14 protein-coding genes are annotated in these 15,981 nt (G+C 72.8%); 9 read left to right on the top strand and 5 right to left on the bottom strand.

What is annotated here, in order from left to right; genetic code table 11:
- Positions 1–141 precede the first annotated feature (141 nt).
- Together ACWD4A_RS23220 and ACWD4A_RS23225 are read right to left on the bottom strand one after the other, a co-directional pair.
- A complete protein-coding gene (locus tag ACWD4A_RS23220) occupies positions 142–1,659 on the bottom strand; it encodes an MFS transporter (RefSeq protein WP_451196863.1) in 1,518 nt (505 codons plus the stop codon).
- A gap of 81 nt (positions 1,660–1,740) precedes the next feature.
- Entirely contained in the window at positions 1,741–2,382 is a 642-nt protein-coding gene (locus ACWD4A_RS23225; RefSeq protein WP_451196866.1) for a TetR/AcrR family transcriptional regulator, read from the bottom strand.
- A 277-nt stretch (positions 2,383–2,659) separates the two neighbouring features.
- On the opposite strand from ACWD4A_RS23225, the gene ACWD4A_RS23230 reads away from it, so the two are divergent.
- Complete coding sequence (locus tag ACWD4A_RS23230) at positions 2,660–3,931, top strand: M6 family metalloprotease domain-containing protein (RefSeq protein WP_451196869.1); 1,272 nt, start codon at positions 2,660–2,662, stop codon at positions 3,929–3,931.
- 205 nt (positions 3,932–4,136) lie between these two features.
- Here ACWD4A_RS23230 and ACWD4A_RS23235 read toward each other — a convergent pair whose 3' ends face one another.
- Positions 4,137–4,757 carry a TetR family transcriptional regulator gene (locus tag ACWD4A_RS23235; protein WP_451196871.1) on the bottom strand — a complete coding sequence of 207 codons (621 nt, stop codon included), beginning with the start codon at positions 4,755–4,757 and terminating at the stop codon, positions 4,137–4,139.
- Between the two features lie 108 nt (positions 4,758–4,865).
- On the opposite strand from ACWD4A_RS23235, the gene ACWD4A_RS23240 reads away from it, so the two are divergent.
- The 3 genes from ACWD4A_RS23240 to ACWD4A_RS23250 all read left to right on the top strand — a co-directional run bounded on the left by ACWD4A_RS23240 (position 4,866) and on the right by ACWD4A_RS23250 (position 6,681).
- Complete coding sequence (locus ACWD4A_RS23240; protein ID WP_451196873.1) at positions 4,866–5,015, top strand: hypothetical protein; 150 nt, start codon at positions 4,866–4,868, stop codon at positions 5,013–5,015.
- A gap of 2 nt (positions 5,016–5,017) precedes the next feature.
- Complete coding sequence (locus ACWD4A_RS23245) at positions 5,018–5,326, top strand: DUF4190 domain-containing protein (protein WP_451196875.1); 309 nt, start codon at positions 5,018–5,020, stop codon at positions 5,324–5,326.
- 230 nt (positions 5,327–5,556) lie between these two features.
- Positions 5,557–6,681, top strand: coding sequence for an IS701 family transposase (locus tag ACWD4A_RS23250; RefSeq protein WP_451196936.1), 1,125 nt, complete (start codon positions 5,557–5,559; stop codon positions 6,679–6,681).
- Between the two features lie 39 nt (positions 6,682–6,720).
- Here the strand turns inward: ACWD4A_RS23250 and ACWD4A_RS23255 are convergent, their stop codons facing one another.
- Positions 6,721–8,664 carry a helix-turn-helix domain-containing protein gene (locus tag ACWD4A_RS23255; RefSeq protein ID WP_451196876.1) on the bottom strand — a complete coding sequence of 648 codons (1,944 nt, stop codon included), beginning with the start codon at positions 8,662–8,664 and terminating at the stop codon, positions 6,721–6,723.
- Between the two features lie 280 nt (positions 8,665–8,944).
- Here ACWD4A_RS23255 and ACWD4A_RS23260 point away from each other — a divergent pair, with 280 nt between their 5' ends.
- Entirely contained in the window at positions 8,945–9,688 is a 744-nt protein-coding gene (locus ACWD4A_RS23260; protein ID WP_451196877.1) for a methyltransferase domain-containing protein, read from the top strand.
- Entirely contained in the window at positions 9,676–11,829 is a 2,154-nt protein-coding gene (pabB, locus tag ACWD4A_RS23265; RefSeq protein WP_451196878.1) for an aminodeoxychorismate synthase component I, read from the top strand. Before ACWD4A_RS23260 ends, pabB begins: the two co-directional genes overlap by 13 nt.
- Here the strand turns inward: pabB and ACWD4A_RS23270 are convergent.
- Positions 11,742–12,692, bottom strand: coding sequence for a transaldolase family protein (locus tag ACWD4A_RS23270; protein WP_451196879.1), 951 nt, complete (start codon positions 12,690–12,692; stop codon positions 11,742–11,744). The two genes, pabB and ACWD4A_RS23270, sit on opposite strands and share 88 nt — an antisense overlap.
- A gap of 599 nt (positions 12,693–13,291) precedes the next feature.
- Here ACWD4A_RS23270 and ACWD4A_RS23275 point away from each other — a divergent pair.
- From ACWD4A_RS23275 to ACWD4A_RS23285, 3 genes are read left to right on the top strand one after another with little or no spacing between them, the layout of a single operon-like run.
- Positions 13,292–14,452, top strand: a complete 1,161-nt coding sequence (locus ACWD4A_RS23275; protein ID WP_451196881.1) for a 3-deoxy-7-phosphoheptulonate synthase — start codon at positions 13,292–13,294, stop codon at positions 14,450–14,452.
- Between the two features lie 52 nt (positions 14,453–14,504).
- The gene (locus ACWD4A_RS23280; RefSeq protein WP_451196882.1) at positions 14,505–15,275 is read left to right on the top strand and encodes a 2,3-dihydro-2,3-dihydroxybenzoate dehydrogenase; all 771 of its coding nucleotides are present in this window, start codon (positions 14,505–14,507) and stop codon (positions 15,273–15,275) included.
- 34 nt (positions 15,276–15,309) lie between these two features.
- Complete coding sequence (locus ACWD4A_RS23285) at positions 15,310–15,966, top strand: isochorismatase family protein (protein WP_451196884.1); 657 nt, start codon at positions 15,310–15,312, stop codon at positions 15,964–15,966.
- Positions 15,967–15,981 lie beyond the last annotated feature (15 nt).

Consider the following 15,981-nt stretch of genomic DNA (forward strand, 5'->3'; position numbering starts at 1 on the left):
CCTGCGGGGCCCCTGAGGCTTCCGCTGTTCCCGAATCTCGAAGTCCATCGCATCCCCTGAACTGGGGTGTTGCGACGACCACTAGAACGGAAGCGACGGCAGGGGGCCTTCATGTTGAGCCGAGCAGGCGTCAGTTCGGCGTCAGTGGGCCATCACCGGGACGAAGTCCTCGGCGTCCTCGGCGTTCCCGTCACCGGACGTGGCGGCGGGGCCGCCCTGGTGGCCCGTGTTGATCGCGAAGAAGGCGATCAGCGCGGAGAGGCCGAGGATGCCGACCGCCCACCAGATGGCGACGGAGTAGCCGTGCACGCTCGACTGGAGGGCGAGCATCTTCTGCGCCGTGGGCGTCGCGACACCGGTCACGTGGGACTTGGCGTACGCGGTGCTGGCACTCGCCGCGATGGTGTTGAGCAGCGCGGTGCCGATGGCGCCGCCGACCTGCTGGGAGGTGTTGACCATCGCGGAGGCGACACCGGCGTCGCGCGGCTGGATGCCGTGCGTGGCCAGGCTCATGGCGGGCATGAAGGCCGTGCCCATGCCGAGGCCCATCAGCAGCAGGCCAGGCAGGATGCCCGTGGTGTACGAGGTGCCCAGGTCGATCCGGGTGAGCCAGAGCAGGCCGACACCCGCGAGCAGGAAGCCCGGACCCATCAGCCAGCGCGGTGCGACGCGGGTCATCAGGCGCGCGCCGATCTGCGTCGACCCGGCGATCATCGTGAAGATCATCGGGAGGAAGGCGAGACCGGTCTTGACCGGGCTGTAGGCCAGCGCGACCTGCATGTAGTAGGTGAGGAAGAGGAACAGGCCGAACATCGCGATGGCCGCGAGGCCGAGCGAGGCGTAGACACCGCCGCGGTTGCGGTCGGCGAGCACGCGCAGCGGCAGCAGCGGCGACTTCACCTTGGACTCGACCACCAGGAAGGCGCTCAGCAGCACGGCGGCGGCGATGAACAGGCCGATGGTGGCACCGGCGGCCCAGCCGTCGGACTCGGCGCGGGTGAAGCCGTAGACCAGCGAGACCAGACCGAGGGTCGCCAGGACGACGCCGGGGATGTCCAGCTTCGAGGGGTTGCGGCTGTCGGCGGGCTCGTGGATCACGGCGATCGCACCGGCCGCGGCGACGACGGCGAAGGGGATGTTCACGAAGAACGTCCAGCGCCAGTTCAGGTACTCGGTGAAGACGCCGCCGAGGATGAGGCCGACGCCGCCGCCCGCACCGGCGATGGCACCGAAGACGCCGAACGCCTTGGCGCGCTCTTTCGCGTCGGTGAACGTCACGGCGAGCAGCGACAGCGCGGCCGGCGCGAGCAGCGCGCCGAAGACGCCCTGCAGGGCGCGGGCGCCGAGCAGCATGCCCGTGTTCATCGCGGCGCCGCCGAGCGCGGAGGCGATGGCGAAGCCGACGAGGCCGATGACGAAGGTGCGCTTGCGGCCCCACAGGTCGGCGATCCGGCCGCCGAAGAGCAGGAGCCCGCCGAAGGCCAGCGCGTAGGCGGTGATGACCCACTGCCGGTTGCCGTCCGAGATGCCGAGGTCGGCCTGGGCGGAGGGCAGCGCGATGTTCACGATGGTCGCGTCGAGGACCACCATCAGCTGGGCCAGCGCGATGAATATCAGCGCTTTCCAGCGCCTGGGGTCGGGAGTGGTGACGTTTGGCATGGGGTGTCTACCTCAGCGGTGCGTGGTTCGGGACGGCGAGTCGAGGTGGTGGGGGGAAAGTCTGCAGGGGGGCGACCACGGTCATCCGCAGCACTCCTTGCGGCGCAGATCCTCCAAAGTGGCGGCGGTGCCGGGGAGTTCGGAACGGGCCGGGGCCATCAGGCCGTCGAGGAACACCTGGACGTGCCGGTGCACGAACTCGTCGAAGGTGGCACAGCCCTTGCCCGGCAGCGGTCTGGTCAGCTGGGCCAGCGCGATCATCACGTCGCCGAGGGCGACGTCGGCGCGCAGCTGGCCCGACGCGCGGGCCGCGGCCATCAGCTCTTCGAGGGCGCTGTCGAGGCGCTCACTCGCCGCGATGTGGTCGGGGTGAGTCGGATCGACGCTCTCGGCGAAGAGCGAGCACAGCGCCCCCACCCGTTCGTCCACGGCGGCGTGGACGAAGCGGCTCAGCGCGTGGAAAGCATCGGGCTCCTCGGCTCGTGCTGCCTCCGCCCGGTCCGCGAGGCGGTCCAGGACGAAGAGGGTGACATGACGGATCAGCTCGGCGCGATCCGCGAAGTGCCGGTACAGCGTGGCATTTCCGACCCCGGCCCGTCGAGCGATTAAATCGAGCGAGGTGTCGACCCCGTGCTCCACGAACACCTCGCGGGCGGCGGCGACGATCCGCTCCCGGTTGCGCACGGCGTCCGCGCGGAGGCGGGGCTGGGCGGTGGTGGCCACGGGTGGCGCTCCTTCCTCTTCTTCCTGCTGTCCCTGTGGGGTTCCGGCTCTGCGTGCCGGGCCGTAAGCGGGGAGTGTTTCCCCGCTTCGCCCGGACGAAAGACTAAACGGGGAGAGCCTCCCCGTTTATTTCGGGTGCCGGGTGTGACCTGCGTCACTGCCGGTCCGCTCCGGGCCGCCACCCCCATCTGCCACGGCCGGGAAGCGCGTCCGCGTGCGGCGGCTCAGGGTGATCACAGAGAGCGGCCGGACGCGGCCGCGCCTGGAGGTACCCGGCATGAGATCCCTGGCCATGGCGGTCACGGTGCTGACCGCGCTCGCCCTCACCGCGCCGCTGCCCGACCGGGAGGGCCCGGCCGTCGCGCTCGGCGGCACCGGGGCCGTAGGGGTGGCCCCGGGCGGCCTCCACCCGCACGGCCCCTGCGCGCTCCCCGGCGCCCTCGATGGTGTCTCCGAGTCCGCGCGCACCCCGCCCGGCTACGCCCGGTCGCACGGCACGGTGCGCGCCGTCACGCTCTTCGTCGACTTCCCCGACGCGCGCGCCCGGATCAGCCCCCGGGAGCGGTACGCCGAGTTCTTCCCGGCGGTCGCGGACTTCTACCGGACCAGCTCGTACGGGCGGCTCGACTACCGCTCGACGCCCGTGCCGCGCTGGATCCGGATGTCCCGCCCGTACGCCGCGTACGGCATCACGCGCGGCGCGCCGTTCGACACGGGCAGCGGGAGCGGCTATCACGCGATGGCCCGGGAGATCCTCGCCGCCGTCGACCGGAAGGTCGACTTCCGGCGCTTCGACCTCATCAACGTGCTGGTCGCCCCGAACGCCGGGCCGCCCGCCACCCAGGACGTGCGGTCCGTGACCTTCGCGGGCGCGCCCACGGGGCTCACCAGCCGCGACGGGGCCCCCTTCAAGAACGTCTCGTTCATCTGGAGCAGACAGACCGGCGACAGCCCGTTCCGCGTCCTCGCCCACGAGAACGCCCACAGCTTCGGCCTTCCCGACCTCTACGCCACGGACCCCGGCGGGCGGGTGCGGACGCCCGTGGGCCACTGGGACCCGATGGACGAGGACTGGGGCCCCTCCAACGACTTCCTCGCCTGGCACAAGTGGAAGCTGGGCTGGCTGGGCGTGGGCCAGGTGAGCTGCGTCCGCGGGGCGGGGCGGCACGTCGTGCGACTGACCCCGACCTCGGTCCGCGGCGGCCCCAAGCTGGCCGTCGTCCCGCTCTCCCGCACCCGCGCGATCACCCTGGAGGCGCGCGCGCCGGGCCCGTTGGACCACGCGGTCTGCAGGCCGGGCGTCCTCGTCACGACGATCGACACGGACGTCCCCTCGGGCGGCGGCCCGGTGCGCGCCGTCGACGCCACTCCCGGGAGCCGCGGCTGCTACACGACCGACCCGAACGTCAACGCCCGGCTGAGCGACGCCACTTACGTGACCGGGCAGCGCTCCTCGGTCTCGGGGGTGGGCATCGCGGTCCTCGGCGGCTCGGGCGGACGGGGCTGGCGGGTGGCAATCTCCCTCGGCCGCCCCGCCAGGACCCACTGAGCGCTCCGCTGGAAGTCCGGTACGTCGTCTGCGGGTGCGCCGTGGCTGGCCGTGCGGTTCCCCGCGCTCCTTCGGGACGCTACGAACCTAAGCGGAATCGCGCCCCGTAAGGGGCGCGGGGAAGCGCCGATCTGCGGCTCCGCCGCGTGGGCGCGACCAGCCACGACGCACCCGCAGTCGAATGACCGCACTCCCAGCGGAGCGCTCAGGCATCCCGCCAGTGGCGGCGCCCGAGGCTGATCAGCCGCAGCTGCCGGCGGGCCGCGTCCGCGATCCGCCCCCGCTCCCCCGGCTCCGCCTCCAGGAAGGCCGAGGCCGTCATCACCAGGTGGTCGACGTACAGCCCGGCCAGCATCCGGACGTCCGCCGCGCTCCACCCCTCCGACTCGTCCTGCGCGCCGAGCGCCTCCGCGACCTCGTCCCCGAAGCGCGCCAGCTCCGCCGCGATGGCCTCCCGTACGGCCCGTACGCCGCCGTGGCGTTCGCGCGCGACGAACCGGACGTGCGCCGGGTACCGCCGCACGTGCTCGGCGACCACCTCGACGCTCCGGTCGATGACCTCCTCCGCGTCCGTCTGCTCGGCGAGGACCGCGCGGATCATCACATGCAGGCTGCCCAGCGACTCCTCGACCAGGGCCACCCCGAGGTCACCGATGTCCCGGAAGTGCCGGTAGAAGGCCGCGGGGGCCACCCCCACGGCCCGGGTGACCTCGCGGAGCCCGAGGCTGCTCAGGCTCTGCTCCGCCAACAGCCCGAGCCCCGCGTCGAGAAGGGCCTGCCGGGTCTTCCGCTTCTGTGCCTCACGGACGCCGAGGGAGTTGCTCATGAAGTTCAGTAAACAACTGTTTGCCGGATGACGCCAGGCACGGTACGCTCTTTTCAGTGAACAGTTGTCATTCCAACCGTTCACCCCCTGCCCAGGGAAGGACTGGAAATGATCCTCCTCATAGCGGCCCTGCTCCTCTTGGGAGTCCTGGTGGGCGCCGCGGCACACACCCCGCTCCCCGTCCTGCTCCCGGCGGCGGGCGCCATCGCCCTCTGGCTGCTGGCCTTCGCGGTCCGCGAGCGCACGAGGGAGCGGTGACGATGACGACGACCCTGAACGAACGGCGGCGCGCGGCCACTTCACGGCCGGCCGCCCCGGCCCCGCGCGCCCGCCGCGGCGTACCGGACACCATGGCCGTCTGGTCCTTCGTCCTGGGCCTGCCGGGGCTGCTGATCTTCAATCTGGTCCTGGGCCCCGTCGCCCTGACCCTCGCCGTCCTCGCCCTCACCCGCGGCACGACCCGTAAAGGCCGCGCGGCCCTCGGCCTCGCGCTGGGCGCGGCGGACCTGGTCGTCATCGTCACGCTGATGGCGACGGACCACACGATCTCCTGGGCGGCGGGCGGCTGAGCCGCCGCTGTGCTCCCGGAACCTCCCCGGCCCGCGGTTGGGTGACCGCCGCACCTCGTCTTCCCCACGCCCGACGACCACCGTTGAAAGCTCAGTCGCCAGTCGGCCGAGCCGCAGGACGGAGTGTCGTGAACCAAGCAGCAGTGCTGAGTCTTAGTGACCGCCGGGGGCAGCACCAGGGACCGGACCGTACCGGAAGGAACGGGACGGACGGAAGAGGGGACGCGGAACTGCGCGCTTCCCTCTTCTCCACCCTGCGCCGCAGCGACCAGCGCAAGAAGGCCGATCTCTATCTGAGCGGACTGCTCGCGGCCGAGGGCCGCAAGTCCATCCGCAACATCGCCACGGTCCACGGGGGACCGGCCGCGGAGCAGAGCCTGCACCACTTCATCTGCAGCTCCACCTGGGACTGGGAGTCGATGCGCGCGGAGCTCGCCCGCTTCCTGGGCCGGACCGCGCCCCACCGCGCCTGGGTGGTGCGGTCGTTGGCGATCCCCAAGGCGGGGACGCACTCCGTGGGCGTGGGCCGCCAGTTCGTCCCCGACCTCGGACAGGTGATGAACGGGCAGCTGGCGTACGGCTCCTGGTTCGCCTCCGAGGAGATCAGCGCGCCCGTCGACTGGCGGCTCTTCCTGCCGCCCAACTGGCTGGACCACGAGGGCCGCCGGTCCCGGGCGGAGATCCCCGACGGCATCGACGAGGCCACCCCCGCCCAGTGCGCCGTCGCCACGGGCCTGGATGCCGCGCGCCTGTGGGGGCTGCCGGCCCGGCCCGTCATCCTGGACACCGAACTGGACGAACCCGGCACGGCCGTACGGGCCTTCGCGGCCGCGGGAGTCCCCCTGCTCGCGCGGATCAACGACAGGACGCAGCTGGCCGTCGCCGACCGCGCCCTGCCCGGCTCCGGCCGCGGCGCCCTCCCCGCCCGGCAGATCCTGGAGTCGGTCAGGGGCCTGGCCCGGCCGGTGGACTGGACGCACCCGACCGCGCCCGGCGTACGCCTGACCGCGTTCGCCGCGGCGGTCCCGGTGCGGCTCGCACAGCCCGCGTCCGGACCGGCGCCGCTCGCCCGGCGCGATCTGCTGCTGCTGGGCGAGTGGCCGGACCGGCGGCGCCGGCCCTCCCGGATCTGGCTCGCCGACCTGCCGGGCGTCCCGCTGAGCTCCCTGCTGCGGCTGAGCAAGCTCACGTCGAGGGTCGACCACGACGTGGAGCGCGTGGGCGACCAGGTGGGCCAACGCGACTACGAGGGCCGCTCCTTCCCCGGCTGGCACCGCCACATGACGCTCGTCTCGGCGGCCCACGCGGTGGCGATACGGAGTGCCGCGCGGGGGCAGGAGCGCAGGGCGGGCTGAGCGCTCCGCCGGGCCGCGCGGCGGTGGTGCGGGCACCCCCTACGCGCTGCGTTCGGCGAGCATCCGCCGTGTCCGGTTGAGCCTGAGCGCGAGCTGGATCTCCAGCGCGCGCTCGGGCTTCTGCCAGTCCGCGCCGAGGAGTTCGGTGATCCGCTCCAGACGGCGCGAGACCGTGTTGGGGTGGACGTGCAGCGACCTGGCCGCGTGCCGCGGGCTGCTGCCCGAGGCGAAGTACGCCTCCAGCGTGCGGGTGAGCTCCGTGAAGCGCTGGGTGTCGTAGTCCAGCACGGCGCCGATGACGGAGCCGATGTAGTCGTCGGTGTCGTACGTGTCGCACAGGAGCAGGCCGAGGAAGCCCATCTGCCGGGGTGTGGCGACGCAACCGGTGTTGCCGAGCTCCGTGAGCGCCTCGAGGCAGTGCTGCGCCTCGCGGTACACCTGCCGGACCGTGTCGAGACCCGTCGTCGGCCCGGACGCGCCCACCGTGACCGGATGCCCGAGCAGCGGCGAGAGTTCGTCGCACACGGCCCGCGCGGCGGCCTCCGCGTCGTCGCCCGGCAGCAGCAGCGTGATGCAGCCGTTGTGCGTGCTCTTCAGCCCGCGCCTCCGGTGGGCGTACGAGGAGGCCCAGACGACCGCCCGGCCCTGGGACCCGCCTTCGGGGCGGGCCACCACGACGACGTGCGGGTCGCCGACATCGACGGCGAGCGCGCGGGCCCGCTCCTCGACATGCCGCCACGGGCGTCGCGGGCCGGCCAGCAGTTCGTCGAGGAACTCGTCGCGGACCTGGCTCGCGGCCACGGCCGTGCTGCGCTCCAGGAGCAGGGCCAGCGCGACGGTCCTGGCGGTGAGGAGGAGCCGCGCGGGCGGGACCGCGAGCGGTTCGTCCGGGACGAACAGCACGGTTCCCAGGTCCTCGCCGCTCGCGCTGACGGGGGCGATCCAGGCCCCGTCGCCCAGCGGCACCGGCTCGCCCCCGGCGTGCGCGTCCAGCCCGCCCTCGGTCAGCTCCGCCGCGCCGAACGCGGGCAGTTCACCGGTCGCGGCCAGGATCCGGCCGCCGGGGTCACGGACGGCCAGCGTGCCCCGCAGCGCGCCGGCCGAGGCGCCGACGATGCCGCTCAGATCGCCGCCGTCCAGGACCAGGCCGATCAGACCGCTGTGGACGGCTTCGAGGCGGCGCCGCTCGGCGAGTTCCGCCCGGGCGGCGGCCCTGTCCCTCTCCAGCGCCCTGGCCTCGGCCCGGACCGCGTCCAGCGCCCTGGCCTTCTCGATGGCGACGGCCGCGACGTCGGCCAGCGAGCACATCAGGCTGATCTCGTCCGGCAGGAAGTGGCGCACCTCGCGGTCCGCGCCGTAGAGCGTGCCGACGACGGTGCCGCAGCACGACAGCGGGACCGCCATGATCGCGCGGATGCCCTCGGCACGGACCACCTCGTCGATCTCGTCGGCGTGCGTGATGCGGTCGTCGGCGAGGTAGTCGGGGGTCCAGAAGGGGGCGCCCTCGCTCAGGACCGCGGCGCCCAGGCCCGATCTGTCGCGCACCTTCAGCCCGACGTTGAGCGCGGTGGTGTCGCCCTCGGAGGCGCGGATGGTCATCAGGCCGCCCCCGGAGGCCGCGCCGGCGCGCGTGCCCGGGGCCGCCTCGTCGAGGCCGATGTAGGCGAGGTCGAAGCGCAGCAGCCGCTGGGCCCGCCGGGCGACTTCCTTGAGCAAGGTGTCCAGGTCGCGCGCGTGGTAGAGCTCGCGCGCGGTGTCCACCAGCGCGGTCAGCCCCGCCTCCCGCCGCTGCCCGCGGCCGAACAGCTCGTGGATGTCCGTGCCCAGGCGCACGGCCCTGTCGAGTCTCTCCAACTTCTTGACGGACGCGCCGTCGCGGCGCGCGCGCTGAAGCAGCTCCTCGAACTGCCGTGGGGCTTGCCGGTGGGCCAGAAGTTCGAGCACGTCCAGCGCGTCAGGGCCGGCTCGGTGCGCATCAGCCATCAGATTGTTCCCCCCGTAACAAAGGCTGCTCCCCCGATTCATCCAATGAATCAATGACCTCAGGCTACTGGTTTGAGTCCTTTGGACCCCACGTCAGGGCAGGGGGGCGACAAGGAAACGCAAGGACGGCCCGGGGGGTGGTGATCCGGTCACCACCCGCGGCGGCCGACAGTGTCACGGCATCACCTTTTGCCGTTTCATTACCCAGGTCATGATCAATAACGGGGACGTGTCAGCGCCCCCGCCGATGCTGTTCTGGTGTAGGGGGCACAGAGATCCGATGTCGGAAGTCCGCAGTTACCTCCGCTCCCTGGAGCGTGGCCAGGAGTCCCTCACGCGGGAGGACCGGCCACGGGTCTTCACCATGAACGGACGCGAATGGGACCTGCTCGACCAGGTCTTCGCGCCACCGCACACCTCGGCGACCGGCGCCGCCCTGGGCCTGCTGGGGCTGCTCGGGCCGCGGCCGCGGCCGTGGCGGGGCTCCCTGCTGGAGATCGGGTGCGGCACCGGCATCATCGCCGTCGGCGCGGCCCTGGCCGGCAGCCCCCGGGTCACCGCCTCGGACATCAACCCGCACGCGGTGCGGAACACGGCGCTGAACGCCGCGCGGCACGGCGTCGCCGACCGGGTCCGGGCCGTGCACAGCGATCTCTTCGCCGGCCTGGAGGACGACGAGCGCTTCGACACGGTCTACTGGCACTCCAACTTCGTCCTCGCGCCGCCGGATTACCGCTACCGCTCGGTCCACGAGCGGGCGTACGTCGATCCCGGCTACGCCGCCCACCGGCGGTATCTGGAGCAGGCGCCCCTCCGGCTGGCACCCGGCGGCCGGGCCCTGCTCCACTTCTCCAGCCGGGGGGACGCGGAGGCGCTGCGCCGGGCGGCGCGGGAGTGCGGCCGGGAGCTGCGGGAGTTGAGCGGCACGACCGTCCGCGACGGCACGGTCCCGGTCGAGCACACGCTGTTGGAGGTGTCCGTCGTCAGGACACCGCGAGGTACGGGGCAATCGTGCGCACACTGATCATCGACAACTACGACTCCTTCACCTACAACCTCGTCCACCACCTGGCCGCGGTCAACGGCCGGGAGCCGGTGGTCGTCCGGAACGACGACCCCTCCTGGCGGACCGGCCGGCTCGCGGAGTTCGACAACGTCGTCCTCTCCCCCGGCCCCGGGAACCCGGGCCACGCCGCCGACTTCGGCATCTGCCGGGAGCTCGTGGACCGCTGCGACCTGCCCCTGCTCGGGGTGTGCCTGGGACACCAGGGCATCGCCCTCCAGCACGGCGCCACGGTGCGGCGCGCCCCGGAGCCCCGGCACGGCCGCACCTCTCCCGTCCTGCACGACGGGACCGGGCTGTTCGCGGGGCTGCCCACGCCGTTCGAGGTCGTGCGCTACCACTCGCTCGCGGTCACCGATCTGCCCGACGAACTGGAGGCGACGGCCTGGACACCGGACGGCGTCCTCATGGGGCTCCGGCACCGGCGGCGGCCGATGTGGGGCGTGCAGTTCCACCCCGAATCCGTCCGCACCGAGTACGGGCACGAACTCCTCGCGAACTTCGGCACGTTGACCCGCGAGCACCGGGCGGTACGGCACGCGCCCGTACGGCTCTCCGGCGTCCCGGCCGCGCCCCCGGCCCCTGCACGGCACCGGCGGCTGCGGGTGCTGGCCGAGCCGCTGCCCGTCCGCTGGGACGAGGAGGCCGCGTTCGAGGCGCTCTTCCACGGCGGTGAGCACGCCTTCTGGCTGGACAGCAGCACCCACGAGCAGCCCCTGGGCAGGTTCTCCGTCATGGGGGACGCCTCCGGCCCGCTCGCCCGCGTGGCCACGGCCGACGTCGGCACCCGCACCGTCTCCGTGCGGTCGGCCACCGGTACGCAGGTCGTCACCGGCGAGTTCCTCGAATGGCTGGACGCGGACCTGCGGGAGTGCGCCGCCGACGTCCCCGAGCTGCCCTTCGACTTCGCCCTGGGCTGGGTCGGCTACCTCGGATACGAGCTGAAGGCGGAGTGCGGCGGCACCCGCGCGCACCGCTCCGAGGAGCCCGACGCGGCGATGGTCTTCGCCGACCGCGCCCTGGTCCTCGACCACCTGACCGGCACCGCCCACCTCCTCGCGCTGGCGGAGGACGGCGACGAGGGCGCCGCGCGGGCCTGGCTCGCCGCCACCGCCGGGGCGCTCGCGGCGCTCACCGGCACCGGGGCGCCCCCGCCGCAGGCACCCGCGCCGCTCTCCGGAGTGCGGCTGCGCCACGACCGCGAGGCGTATCTGGACCTGATCGCCGAGTGCGGGCGGGAGATCGCGGCGGGCGAGAGCTACGAGGTGTGCCTGACGAACATGGCCGAGGCCGCGGGCGAGTTCGACCCCTGGCAGGGCTACCGCCTCCTGCGCCGCGTCAGCCCGGCGCCGTTCGGGGCGCTGCTGCGCTTCGGGCCCCTCTCGGTGCTGAGCACCTCGCCCGAGCGCTTCCTGCGGATCTCCCGGGACGGCGTCGTCGAGTCCAAGCCGATCAAGGGGACGCGGCCGCGCGGCGCGACGCCGGAGCAGGACGCCGCGCTCGTCGCGGACCTGCGCGCGGACGAGAAGGACCGGGCCGAGAACCTGATGATCGTCGACCTGGTGCGCAACGACCTCGGGCGGTGCGCCGTACCGGGCTCCGTCGAGGTGACCGGGCTCTTCGACGTCGAGACCTATGCCACCGTCCACCAGCTCGTCAGCACGGTCCGCGCGCGCCTGCGGCCCGGCGCGAGCGCGGTGGAGTGCGTACGGGCCGCGTTCCCCGGCGGTTCGATGACCGGGGCGCCGAAGGTCCGCACCATGGAGATCATCGACCGGCTCGAAGCGGGCCCGCGCGGCATCTACTCGGGCGCGATCGGCTATCTCTCGCTGTCCGGGGCCGCCGACCTGAGCATCGTCATCCGCACCGCCGTGGCGACACCGGGGCGGGTGCGGTACGGCATCGGCGGGGCCGTCATCGCCCTCTCCGACCCGGAGGCGGAGTTCGAGGAGACGGCGGTGAAGGCGGCCCCGCTGCTGGCCCTGACCCGTGGCGGCTTCCCCGGCAGGGACGGTCAGGCGACGGCGGCCGGCTCCCGTTCCAGGGAACGCGCGGTCTCGTCGAAGGGGATGCCGAGCCTCTCCAGCTCCGCCACCACCTGACCGGCGGCCCGGTGCCCGCAGGTGAGCGTGTCACCGTGCGCGCTCCCGTGCCGGGCCAGGTCCTCCAGGGCCGCGGGCGACAGCGCGCTCACCGTCCCCCAGCCGACGAGCCCGGCCGCCCCGCGCGCGTCGGTGGCCCACAACGGGCGGGGCGGGCGGGCGCCGTGTTCCACGAGCGTGCGCCAGCGGGCGCTGCCGAGCAGTTCGTCGTGGGCACGGTAGACGAGCCGGGCGACGGCCAGGGCCGCCGTGCCGCGCAGCGCCCCGGCCGCGGGATCGGCCGACTCCGCGAGCAGGGAGTCGACGTGGTCGCCGAGGCGGTCGACGTCCACCTGGACCACCGCGGCGACGGCGGCGAGGTCATGGCCCTGCCCCGAGGCCCGTTCGAGACCGTGGAAATAGGCGTCCGCCGCGGCGGCGTACCCCTGGGGGCCGCAGACCGGGCCGACGTGGACCCCGATGCCCCGCGCGAGGCAGTCGGCGGCGGCGGCCAGGCCCTCGTCGGTGGCGTCGGTCCTGATCAGCACGTTGGGCCGGTCCACCGCCTCGGCCAGTGACCGCGCCGCCTCGGGGGCCGGGCCGGGAGCGGCGCTCACCGACACCCAGCCGTCCTTCCCGCGCGTGGCCGTGAACGCCTCGCGCAGGACGTCGCAGGCCCCGCGGATGTCCTCGGCGGGCAGCGGATCCGCCACGGCGCCGCGCACCGTGCCCTCCGCGACCACGCGGGCCAGTGTGCCGTCGACCAGGTGGCCGTGGCGCAGGCCGCCCAGCCACAGGGAGACGCCTTCCGCGGTCAGCTGCCCCAGGACGCCGCTGTCGTCGCTCTCGTCACTCTCGCCGCTTTCGTCAGGGGACGGGTCCATGTTCAACCAGCGCCTCCCGCATGGCTCGTATCGTTCACGCCGGAACGTCCTGCCGACAACTCCACCCGCCGTAGCACCTGATGGAACACCATGGGCGGCCCTCCGGTCATGCGGCCGGCGACATTGGCCACGGGCCGCGCACCGCATGCGGACGGAGTGGAGCAGTTTACCCCGGCGACGGCCGGTTCGCCCCACACGCGCGGGCCGCGTGGACGGCCCCAACTCCGCTGCGATTGTTTTCGCTTCAAGCGTTCCGGCCGGGCGGAGGTACGAACCAGGGCCCCGCGCGGCCGGCACGGCGACCACCGTCCCAGAGTCCCGCCGCGACGACGAGCCGAAGCGGACCACTCCGTCATATCGTCCCCGGCGACGACGTCGACTTGATGGAGTGAGCCGGCCCGCGTTGACAACCACCAGGTGAATGCGAAATGTCTTTCCGGGACGGGAAAAACGCCGCCCCCCACCACCTGACGAAGTAGCGATAACGTCCTTCACCTCCCCGCTCCGGCTGTCACAGACTCCATGGACGCCGCTCCCTGAAATCCCTTATTACGGGGGGCGGTGCCCGATCGCCATGGAGGAATTCAGTGGACAGCGATATGTCACTCCTGCGAACTGTTCCGGCACAGCAGCAGCCGGCTTGGGAGAATCACCCGGATCTCGCCCGCACGCACGCGGAGCTGAAAGAGAAACCCGCCCTCGTGACCGGGGCGGACGTACGGATCCTGCGTTCCCAGCTCGCGGAGGCGGCGGCCGGGAAGGTCCAGGTCGTGCAGTCCGGCGACTGCGCCGAGGACCCCGCGGAGTGCACGCCGGGCTACGTCGCCCGCAAGGCCGCGCTGCTCGACACGCTGGCCGGCGCGATGCGGCTGAACGCGCACAAGCCCGTGCTGCGCGTGGGCCGGATGGCGGGCCAGTTCGGCAAGCCGCGCTCCAACCCGACCGAGCTCGTCGACGGCCGTGAACTGCCGGTCTACCGCGGCCACATGGTCAACGACCCCAGCCCCGACCCCGAGCTGCGGCAGCCCGACCCGCGCCGGCTGCTGGCCGGGTACGAGGCGGCGAGCGAGGCCATGCGGCACCTGGGGTGGACGGGCTCCGACCTGCCGCGCCGGATCGGCCCGTCGGTGTGGACCAGCCACGAGACGCTGCTGCTCGACTACGAACTCCCCATGGTCCGCAGGGACGACGAGGGCCGCCTGCTGCTCACGTCCACGCACTGGCCGTGGATCGGCGAGCGCACCCGCCAGGTGGACGGCGCGCACGTCACCCTGCTCTCCAAGGTGGTCAACCCCGTGGCCTGCAAGGTCGGTCCGGGCATGACCACCGACGAGGTCCTGCGGCTGTGCGAGAAGCTCGACCCGGAGCGGGTGCCCGGCCGCCTGACGCTCATCGCGCGCATGGGGGCGGACAACGTGGCGGAGAAGCTGCCGCCGCTGGTCGAAGCCGTGCACGCGGCCGGCCACCCCGTCATCTGGCTCACCGACCCCATGCACGGGAACACCGTCAGCGGCCCCAACGGCCTGAAGACCCGCATGCTGGAAACCGTGATGCGCGAGGTCGAGGAATTCCAGCTCGCGGTTTCCGAACACGGCGGCGTCCCCGGTGGACTCCATTTGGAGACGACCCCGGACGACGTCACCGAATGCGTCGGCAATGACACGGCGTTCGAGCAGGTCGGCGACAAGTACACCAGCTTCTGCGACCCCCGTCTCAACCCCAGGCAGGCCGTACAGGTCGCCGCGGCCTGGCGGGCATGAACGCCGGCCCGCGGGAATGTCCCGCGCCACGCCGCATACGAAAGGCTCAGCAGTGAACGGAAAAGTCGCGCTCGTCACCGGAGCGGCAGGCGGAATCGGTGAGGCGATCGCCCGCGTCCTCGCGGGACAGGGCATGCAGGTGGCCGCGGTCGACAGGGACGCCGACGGTCTGAAGGCATCGGCCGGCCGTGCGGCGGCCGACGGCCTGGACATCACCGCGTTCCCCGCCGACGTGACGTCGAGCGCCGCCGTCGAAGCCGTCGTCGACGAGGTCGAACGGCGCCTCGGGCCCATCGACCACCTGGTCAACGCCGCCGGGGTGCTCCGGCTCGGCGCCGCCAGGGAACTCTCCGACGAGGACTGGTCGGTCACCTTCGCGGTCAACACCACCGGCGTCTTCCACGTCTCCCGCGCCGTCGTCAACCGCATGGTGCCGCGCGGCCGCGGCGCCGTGGTGACCGTCGCGTCGAACGCCGCCGGCACACCGCGCACCAACATGGCGGCCTACGCGGCGTCCAAGGCCGCGGCCGCCATGTTCACCAAGTCCCTGGGCCTGGAGGTCGCCCGGCACGGCATCCGCTGCAACGTGGTGGGACCCGGGTCGACCGACACCCCGATGCTCAACTCGATGTGGCACGACGAGAGCGGGCCCAGGGCCACGATCAAGGGCGACCTCGACGCGTACCGCGTGGGCATCCCGCTGGGCAAGGTCGCCCAGCCCGAGGACATCGCGCGGGCCGTGGCCTTCCTGCTGTCCGACCAGGCCTCCCACATCACCCTGGCCTCCCTCACCGTCGACGGCGGCGCGGCCCTCGGTGTCTGACACCGGCAACGACCACAGAAACGCGAGGCAGCCCATGCCGGGGATTCCCGCCATCGAGCCGTACCCGATGCCCACCGAGGGCGACATACCCGACAACACCGCGACCTGGACCGTGGACCCGGACCGCGCCGTCCTGCTGCTGCACGACATGCAGCGCTACTTCCTCGAACCCTTCCCGGCGGACGAGGCACCCGGCCGCGAGCTGGTCGGCAACGCCACCGCGCTGCGCGAGGCCAGTGCCCGCCTGGGCATCCCCGTGGCCTACACGACGCAGCCGGGCAGCATGACTCCGGAGCAGCGCGGCCTGCTCAAGGACTTCTGGGGCCCCGGCATGCGGGTCGACCCCGAGCACCGGGCCGTGGTCGACCCGCTCACCCCGGCGCCCGGCGACTGGGTGTTCACCAAGTGGCGCTACAGCGCCTTCTTCAAGTCCGAACTCCTGGAGCGCATGCGCTTCAACGGACGCGACCAGCTCGTCATCTGCGGGGTCTACGCGCACATCGGCGTGCTCAGCACCGCCGTCGACGCCTTCACCCAGGACATCCAGCCGTTCCTGGTCGCCGACGCCGTCGCCGACTTCTGCGCGGCCGACCACCGCCTGGCCCTCGACTACGCGGCCCGGCGCTGCGCCGTCGTCAGCACGACCGCGACCGTGCTCGCCGAGCTCCAGCAGGCACGGGCAGCACTGTGACCACGGAAGGAGCCC

The organism is Streptomyces sp. NPDC002537 (genome assembly GCF_053594975.1).